Origin of the sequence: Paractinoplanes atraurantiacus (assembly GCF_900215205.1) — a bacterium.
Classification (GTDB): Bacteria; Actinomycetota; Actinomycetes; order Mycobacteriales; family Micromonosporaceae; genus Actinoplanes; species Actinoplanes atraurantiacus.
Window position 1 is genome coordinate 279,866 of record NZ_OBDY01000010.1, and the last position, 7,372, is coordinate 287,237.

The 7,372-nt window shown below is 68.6% G+C and carries 9 protein-coding genes and 1 pseudogene; 3 read left to right on the top strand and 7 right to left on the bottom strand.

Translation table 11 applies throughout. From position 1 onward, the window contains the following. Nucleotides 1-13: 13 nt before the first annotated feature. The 5 genes from CRP55_RS23940 to CRP55_RS23960 are packed head-to-tail and all read right to left on the bottom strand — an operon-like array spanning nt 14 to nt 3,736. The gene (locus CRP55_RS23940) at nt 14-1,021 is read right to left on the bottom strand and encodes a DNA glycosylase AlkZ-like family protein (RefSeq protein WP_245923333.1); all 1,008 of its coding nucleotides are present in this window, start codon (nt 1,019-1,021) and stop codon (nt 14-16) included. Continuing rightward, a complete protein-coding gene (locus tag CRP55_RS23945) occupies nt 1,018-1,440 on the bottom strand; it encodes a PPOX class F420-dependent oxidoreductase (protein ID WP_097322348.1) in 423 nt (140 codons plus the stop codon). The genes CRP55_RS23940 and CRP55_RS23945 overlap by 4 nt, the downstream gene beginning before the upstream one ends. Nucleotides 1,441-1,450: 10 nt before the next feature. After that, the gene (locus CRP55_RS23950) at nt 1,451-1,966 is read right to left on the bottom strand and encodes a P-loop NTPase family protein (protein ID WP_097322349.1); all 516 of its coding nucleotides are present in this window, start codon (nt 1,964-1,966) and stop codon (nt 1,451-1,453) included. Continuing rightward, nucleotides 1,963-2,613 (bottom strand): response regulator, encoded by a 651-nt coding sequence (locus tag CRP55_RS23955; RefSeq protein ID WP_097322350.1) that lies wholly within the window; start codon nt 2,611-2,613, stop codon nt 1,963-1,965. The genes CRP55_RS23950 and CRP55_RS23955 overlap by 4 nt, the downstream gene beginning before the upstream one ends. Before the next feature lie 13 nt (nt 2,614-2,626). After that, nucleotides 2,627-3,736, bottom strand: a complete 1,110-nt coding sequence (locus tag CRP55_RS23960) for a sensor histidine kinase (protein ID WP_097322351.1) — start codon at nt 3,734-3,736, stop codon at nt 2,627-2,629. Between the two features lie 122 nt (nt 3,737-3,858). On the opposite strand from CRP55_RS23960, the gene CRP55_RS23965 reads away from it, so the two are divergent. The 3 genes and pseudogenes from CRP55_RS23965 to CRP55_RS23980 all read left to right on the top strand — a co-directional run bounded on the left by CRP55_RS23965 (nt 3,859) and on the right by CRP55_RS23980 (nt 6,655). Further along, complete coding sequence (locus CRP55_RS23965) at nt 3,859-4,386, top strand: hypothetical protein (protein WP_097322352.1); 528 nt, start codon at nt 3,859-3,861, stop codon at nt 4,384-4,386. A 4-nt stretch (nt 4,387-4,390) separates the two neighbouring features. Continuing rightward, complete coding sequence (locus CRP55_RS23970) at nt 4,391-5,005, top strand: dihydrofolate reductase family protein (protein ID WP_245923334.1); 615 nt, start codon at nt 4,391-4,393, stop codon at nt 5,003-5,005. A 406-nt stretch (nt 5,006-5,411) separates the two neighbouring features. Then, a pseudogene (locus CRP55_RS23980) lies at nt 5,412-6,655 on the top strand (IS256 family transposase). Between the two features lie 16 nt (nt 6,656-6,671). On the opposite strand, the gene CRP55_RS23985 reads toward CRP55_RS23980, so the two are convergent. Both CRP55_RS23985 and CRP55_RS23990 read right to left on the bottom strand, forming a co-directional pair. Next, on the bottom strand, nt 6,672-6,986 hold the full coding sequence (locus CRP55_RS23985; RefSeq protein WP_097322353.1) for a transposase: 315 nt from the start codon (nt 6,984-6,986) through the stop codon (nt 6,672-6,674). Between the two features lie 36 nt (nt 6,987-7,022). Beyond that, nucleotides 7,023-7,372, bottom strand: a 350-nt coding sequence (locus CRP55_RS23990) for a transposase (RefSeq protein WP_179855316.1), incomplete at its 5' end; no start/stop codon positions are given.

A 7,372-nucleotide genomic window follows, 5' to 3' on the forward strand; every position in this document is an offset into this window, starting at 1 on the left:
TCCTGGATCTCGGTCAGGACGGCGGTGCCGGTGGCCTTGCTGAAGGGGACGTCCTGGTGGATGGCGTCGACCCGGAGGACGCGGGTGCGGTGGTCGGCCGTGGCGTCCAGTTTCCGATCAGGCGGTCGCCTCTCAGGATGGGCATGGCCCAATAGCCCCATTTGCGCTTGGCGGGCGGTTTGTACATCTCCAGGGCGTAGTCGAACTCGAACAGGTCGAGCATGCGCTTGCGGTCGAAGATCAGGCGGTCCAAGGGGGAGAGGAGCGCGGTGCGGCCGGCGAAGGGGAGGCCGATGTACGAGGGGTCGACCCGCCAGGTGCCGCGGACGCCCTTGATCGTGGCGGGCTCGCCGGCCTCGAAACCCCGGCGGGGGCGGAGCAGGCCCTGGGAGCGGAGCAGGCGCTCGTCGCGGATCCTGGTCGCCTCGGGCTCGGGGATCGTCTCCGAGGGGTAGACGCGGTGGGCCAGGTCCCAGAGCCTCTCGCGGCCGTCGTGGTCGGCTATGGCTATCTCACCGCGCGAGGCCAGGCACTCCAGCATCATCGTCAGGCTGCGGTTGTTGTTCCAGCCGGAGGAGGACCACGGCACCTGGCACGTGTCGGGCAGCTCGGACTGGGGGAGCGGCCCGCCGTCGTCGAGGCGGCTCAGGATGTCGCGGCGGCAGTCGGCGTTGGCGGTGACGAAAGCGTGGGCGCGGGGATGGCTGAACTGATCGTCCGGGTCGTTCCAGGCGGCCATGCGGGCCTTCAGGAGCGAGATTTGGCCGTACGGACGGATCATGCCCTTGAGTTCTATGAAAGTGCGATCCTCGAGCGCTTCCGTGAGCGATTCCGGACGGTACGAGGATCCGAGGCGGCTCCAGGCGATCAGGTCGGCGCTGGGTGCCACGGCGCTCGTCTGGTCGTACTGAAGAAGGGTCAAATGCTCCACCAGCTCGGAAAGCCCGCGAGGGCGGTCGCGGGTCAGGAGCTGGGCGCGCACGGCTATGCGGCGCGCCTCCTGACGGGTGAGAGCTATCAAGCGGCGGTCCAGCCGTAAAGGTGTTCGATTTTTATCGAGCAGACCAGCCGGCCGTCGGTGACCATGGCCCGGCGGAAATCGTCCCAGTCGGGGTGCTCGTGGCCGGTGATCAGGCGGTAGATCTCGATCAGCTCCTCGACCACGGGGTCGTCGAGCCGCCAGGCGACCGGGCTCAGCTCGGCGGTTCCCTCGCCGACCGCGTAGCCGTGGCCGTCGGTGGCGGTCACCTTGATGCTGACCCGCGGATCGCGGCGCAAATTGTGCACCTTGGCCAGGCTGGTGCGGGTCGAGAAGCGGACCAGGCCGGGCAGGGCGATGTAGCTGACGTCGGACAGCTGCGGCCGCCCGTCCTTCTTGATCGTCGCGACGGTGCCGAGCTTCCCCGTGGCGATGACATTCCACAGCACGTCATCAGACATAGCTCTGACCTTAAAGGGACGCGAGCCAGTCGCGCGCCTCTCTCGGCGACCGCATCAGAATCGTCTCGGGAAAGTCCGGGTCGGCCTGCCACCGGCGCATGCGGGCGCGTTTGCGGCCCCACGAGCGGAAATGGAAGTACAGCAGCGAATCGCGGTCGAGGAAAAGGTTGCGGAACGATTCCCGGTTGCCGTTGCAGATCTCGGTGCGCCGCACCAGGCGGGTCAGCGAGCGGCGCACGAGCCGGCCGTAGGAGACGTGGCGCGGCATGTCGAGGCCGACGATCAGGTCGACGCGCGGCAGGACGATCTCGGCCCATTTCTGGTACGCCGCGTCGATCACCCAAGTGTCGGCGGCGCACACCTCGCGGATGCGGTCGCGCTGAATCTCGTCGGGGACTTCGACCCAGCCCGGCTCCCACATCAGGTCGTCGATCGAGTGGTACGGGATGTCGAGGCGCTCGCCGATGCGGGCGGCCAGCGTCGACTTGCCGGCGCCGGTCACCCCGTACACCAGAATTCTCTTCATCCCGTCAGTCCGTCCTCGAAGGCGATGATCACCAGCTGGACGCGGTCGCGGACACCGAGTTTCGCGATGGCCCGGGTGATGTGGGTCTTGGCGGTCAGCGGGCTGATCACCAGCTCGCGGGCGATCTCCTCGTTGGACAGGCCGGCGGCGACCATGCGGACGACCTCCCGCTCCCGGTCGGTGAGCACGGCCAGCCGGTTCTCGTTCTTCGCGGCCGCGACCGGCCGGTGGGTGAACTGGCCGACCACCCGGCGGGTGACGCTCGGCGAGAGCAGGGCGTCACCGGCCGCCACCACGCGGACCGCCTGCCGCAGGCCGTCGGGGGCGATCTCCTTGGTGAGGAAGCCGCTCGCACCGGCGGCCAGCGCGGCGAAGACGTACTCGTCGGTCTCGAAGGTCGTCAAGATGATCACCTTGGTGTCCGGGTTCTCGGCGAGCACGGCCTTGGTGGCGGCGATGCCGTCCAGGCCGGGCATCCGGATGTCCATGAGGATCACGTCGGGCTTGAGGGACCGGGCGGTGCGGACGGCCTCGTCACCGGTGGAGGCCTCGCCGACGACGTCGATCTCCTTGTCGCGGCGGAGCAGACTGCGAAAGCCGGCCCGCACGAGATGCTGGTCGTCGGCGAGCAGAACCGAGATCGTCACGCTGTCGCCCCCGTCAGGCCGCGAAGGGAATGGTGGCTAGCACGGCGAAGCCGCCCTTGCCGGGGCCGGCCGTCAGGGCGCCGCCCAGCGTGGCCACCCGCTCGCGCATGCCCGCTATGCCGTTGCCGTCGATCACCGTCGCACCGGCGGTGCCGTTGTCCTGCACGTCGACCACCACGCTGGCCGGCGCGTAGCGGACCGTGACCGCGACCCGGCTCGCCCCCGCGTGCCGCACCGTGTTGGTCAGCGACTCCTGCACCACACGGTAGACCGCCGTCGCGACCGGCGCGGGCACCAGCGCCCGTTCGCCGAACTCGTTCAGTGACACCGCCAGCCCGGCCGACCGGACCTGTTCCGCGAGCCGCTCCAGCCCGTCCAGCCCGTCGGCCGGTTCGCCGATCGCCGGCGCCGCACCCTCGCGCAGCACGTCCACCAGCGACTTGAGGTCGGTCATGGCGCGGCCCCGCACCTCCTGGGCCAATCGCAACGACGAGCGTGCCTCGTCGGGGTCGCTGTCGAAGGAGTCCAGCGCCACGTTCAGGTGCACGCCGACCACCGCCAGCGTGTGCGAGACCACGTCGTGCAGGTCGCGGGCGATGCCGACCCTCTCCTCGGCGCGGCGGCGGCGGGCGTCCAGCTCACGCTCGTGCTCGTCCTGTTCGAGGCGGTGGGCCACCTCGGACTGCCAGCGGATCGTGTTGCGATAGGCGGTGGTGGCGGCCAGCACGGCGGCCAGCCACAGGGTCTCCCCGCCGACGTGGGCGAGCGTCCAGTCGCCGCCGTGGCCGTCGGCGACGTAGCCGTCCCAGGCGAAGCCGTAGGCCAGGGCCGTGCCGCCCACGATCATGGCGGTGCGCAGATGGCCGGCGAGCACGACCGCGACGAAGGCGGCGGTGGCCGGCCACACCCAGCCCGAGTCGACCAGGGAGCTGCCGCGCATGCCGGCGATCACCAGCACGGAGAGGACGAGGACGGCCCGGGGCCAGCGCGGGGCGAAGAGCGCGAGGACCGCCAGCCAGGCCGCGAGCGTCATCGTCATGATCGTGTCGAGGCTGCCGCCGGTGATGGCGAGGCCGGCCGGAACGCCGACCAGGGTGAGTGCGGAAGCGAGATATCTGTTCATGGCCGGGACGCTATTTCCGCCGGCGGTCCCGCCGCGTCGTCCAGCCGCCGTCACCCGCACGGACGCCTCCCGACTACTTCCGTACACCAAAAGGAGTACACGCCTCTCGATAAGGTAGCGGGGTGACCGCCGCGGAACTACTGGCCGCCTCCGGCCGCTTCCCGATCGCCCCCGGCCTCAGCGACGCCGAGCTCGCCGCGATCGAGGACGAGTTCGGCTTCACCTTCGCCGGCGACCATCGCGCCTTCCTGTCCGCTGGTCTGCCGACGGGCCGGGGCTGGCCCGACTGGCGCGGTCCCGACCGCGCGGCGCTGCGGGAGCGGTTGGCCTGGCCGGTCGAGGGCGTTCTCTTCGACGTCGGATCAAACGATTTCTGGTACGGCGGGTGGGGCCCCCGCCCGCCGGCGGCCGAGGCGGCCGTCGCCGCGGCCCGCGGCTACCTGCTGACGGCCCCGCGGCTCGTGCCGGTCTATGCGCATCGGTTCCTGCCGGCGGGCGTCTCCGGTCACCCGGTCCTGTCGGTGTACCAGACCGACATCATCTACTACGGCGTGGACCTCACCGACTGGCTGCACCGGGAGTTCGGCCTGGGCTCGGCGTCCCCGGGCGAGCCGCGCGCGACCGTGCCGTTCTGGCGCGATCTGCTCTGACCCGATGAGTTCCGGCTCCGGGGCCGGTCTGACCGGCATGACTGCTACTTACACCTTCGACGTGTTCACCAGCCTCGACGGCTTCGGCGGGGTCACCGACCCCTCGTGGGGCGGCTACTGGGGCAAGCAGGGGCCGGAGCTGCTCGCGCACCGCCTGGCCCAGTACGAGACCGACCAGCGCATGGTGTTCGGCGCGAACACCTACCGGGCCTTCACGCAGTTGCTGGCCGCCGGCGACGAGGAGACCGTGGGCGACCCGTGGGTGACCCGCATGCGGCACCTGCCGGCGTTCGTCGTGTCGAACACGCTGGAGGGGCCGCTCGACTGGCCGGACGCGACGCTCGTCAAGGGCGACGCGGTCGAGGCCGTGGCGCGGCTGAAACAGGAGTCGGACGTGCCGCTGCGCTCACACGGCAGCCTGGCCATGAACCGGGCCCTGATGGCGGCCGGGCTGGTCGACCGGTTGCAGGTGACGGTCTTCCCGGTGATCACCGGGAGGACCGGCGACGATCCGCTCTTCGCCGGCGCCGCCGATTTCGACCTCGACCTTCTGGAGACAAGGACGCTTGACGGCCGTACGCAGGAGCTGGTCTACCGGCCCACTCCGCGCAAGGGATAGCACGCCACGCACCGCGGCACCGGGAAGTCAGATCCGCTGGACGCCCGCAAGTTCTTGAGGGCCAAACAGATCACTGACGTCGGTCGAGCGGAACGAGCAATCGGCCCGATCACCGTTGTGGTCGTCTGTACCGCCTGGTCGCACGCCGCCCTGGCCGGGATCAATCCCCTCCCGCCTCGTCAGGAAACACCACCCGCCGCCGACCCCGACACCCGCGCCTACGCCGAACGACGCCGAGCACAGGGGCGAACGACCAAAGAGATCCGACGCTACCTCGCTCGTCAGCTCTATCGCATCCTCGGGTCGCGTCCACCGAAGTGGTGTATGACCTGGGCTTTCCCGGCGTGCGGAGGCGGCCATCGCAGATCCTTCGGATTGCTTGAAGATCACGAAGGAGAGACCTGCGATGGCCGCAGAACCGAGTCTGAACGTCGCTGACATGTTGCGCGAGCATCTTCAATCGGCGAGCCCTGATCTACTGCGCGCGATGGTGAAAACCTTCGCCGATGTGCTGATGTCGGCCGAGGTCGACGCGGTCTGCGGGGCCGAGTACGGCGAACGCAGCGACGAACGAACCAACTCGCGTAACGGTTATCGGCACCGTGACTGGGACACCCCGGGCCGGCACCGTCGAGCTCGCGATCCCGAAGCTGCGGCAGGGTTCGTACTTCCCGGACTGGCTGTTGCAGCACCGCCGCCGCGCCGAGCAAGCCCTCGTCTCGGTCGTGTCCACCTCGTATCTGCTCGGGGTCTCGACCCGGCGTGTCGAGAAACTGGTCGAGCAACTTGGGGTCAAACAGCTGTCCAAGTCGCAGGTCTCGGAGATGGCGTGGCATCTGGACGCTCAGGTCGAAGCGTTCCGCAACCGGCCGTTGGACGCCGGGCGGTATGTGTTCGTCTGGCTCGACGCCCTCGTGACCAAGGTCCGCGAGCACGGCCGGATCATCAACGTTCATGCTCTAGTCGCGGTCGGGGTCAACGCCGACGGCGGCCGGGAAGTCCTCGGTCTGGACATCAGCTCGGACGAGGACGGGGCCGGCTGGCTGGCCTTCCTGCGTTCATTGACCGCCCGCGGCCTGTCCGGAGTCCACCTGGTCGTCTCCGACGCCCACGCCGGCCTGGTGGCCGCGATCAGGGCCGCCCCTGCCCGGCGCGTCCTGGCAGCGTTGCCGCACCCACTACCTGCGCAACCTGCTCGCTAAGGTCCCCAAAAGCGCGCAGCCATGGGTCGCGACCCTGGTCCGCACCGTGTTCGACCAGCCCGACACCGCAGCGGTCGAAGCCCAATACGGCCGGGTCCTGGAGATGATCGGCGAGAAGTTCGGCGACGCCGCCGAACACCTCGACCAGGCTCGCGCCGACCTGCTGGCGTTCACCGCGTTCCCGCGGGAACTCTGGCGCCAGATCTGGTCCAACAACCCCCAAGAACGCTTGAACAAGGAGATCCGCCGGCGCACCGACGTCGTCGGGATCTTCCCTAACCGCGCCGCGATCATCTGCCTCGTCGGCGCCGTGCTCGCCGAACAGACGGACGAATGGGTCGAAGGACGCCGCTACATGGACCTCGACCTGATCCGCAAAGCCCGCCTCACACCCATTCCCACCAGCCAAGACACCGAACCCGACCAGACTGCAGAGCTCGCCGCCTAGCATCAACTCACACGGATCAGCGATGACCGTTTCTTACACCACGTCCTTGGACGCAACCGGTGATGATCTGTTCGGCGTCCGCCGCGGCCCGCAGCCGAGTCAAGATTTCGGCCCAGACACCGTCGCGCCGCCACTGCCTGAACAATCCGTACGCGGTTTCCCAAGGCCCATACCGCTCGGGCATGTCCCGCCACGGTGATCCTGTGCGCACCCTCGAGCGGATCGCATCGATCACCGTTCGGCGGTCCCGAGGCGGGCGTCCCATCCGTACCTCAAGCAGCACCGCCTCAAGCCTGAACCATTGATCGTTCGTCAAGTCACCACGCGCCACGCATGCTCAACGAACGATCAACATTCCAAACACTCTCTAGTGTCGTGAGTCGTTAATGCGTGTGCAGTGTCGCTTGATGGATTCGAGGATCTGGTCGGCGGTCTTGGTCCAGACGTAGGGCCGGGGGTCGTCGTTCCAGGTCTCGATCCAGGCGCGGATGTCTTTGTTGAGTTCGCGCACCGAGCGGTGGGTGCCGCGCTGCAGCTTTTTGGTGGTTAGTTCGCCGAACCAGCGTTCGACCAGGTTGAGCCAGGAAGAGCTCGTCGGGGTGAAGTGCAAAACGAAGCGTGGGTGGGCGGCCAGCCAGCGTTTGATCGCCGGGGTTTTGTGGGTGGACGCATTGTCCAGAACGACGTGCACGTCCAGATCAGCAGGGACCTCACGGT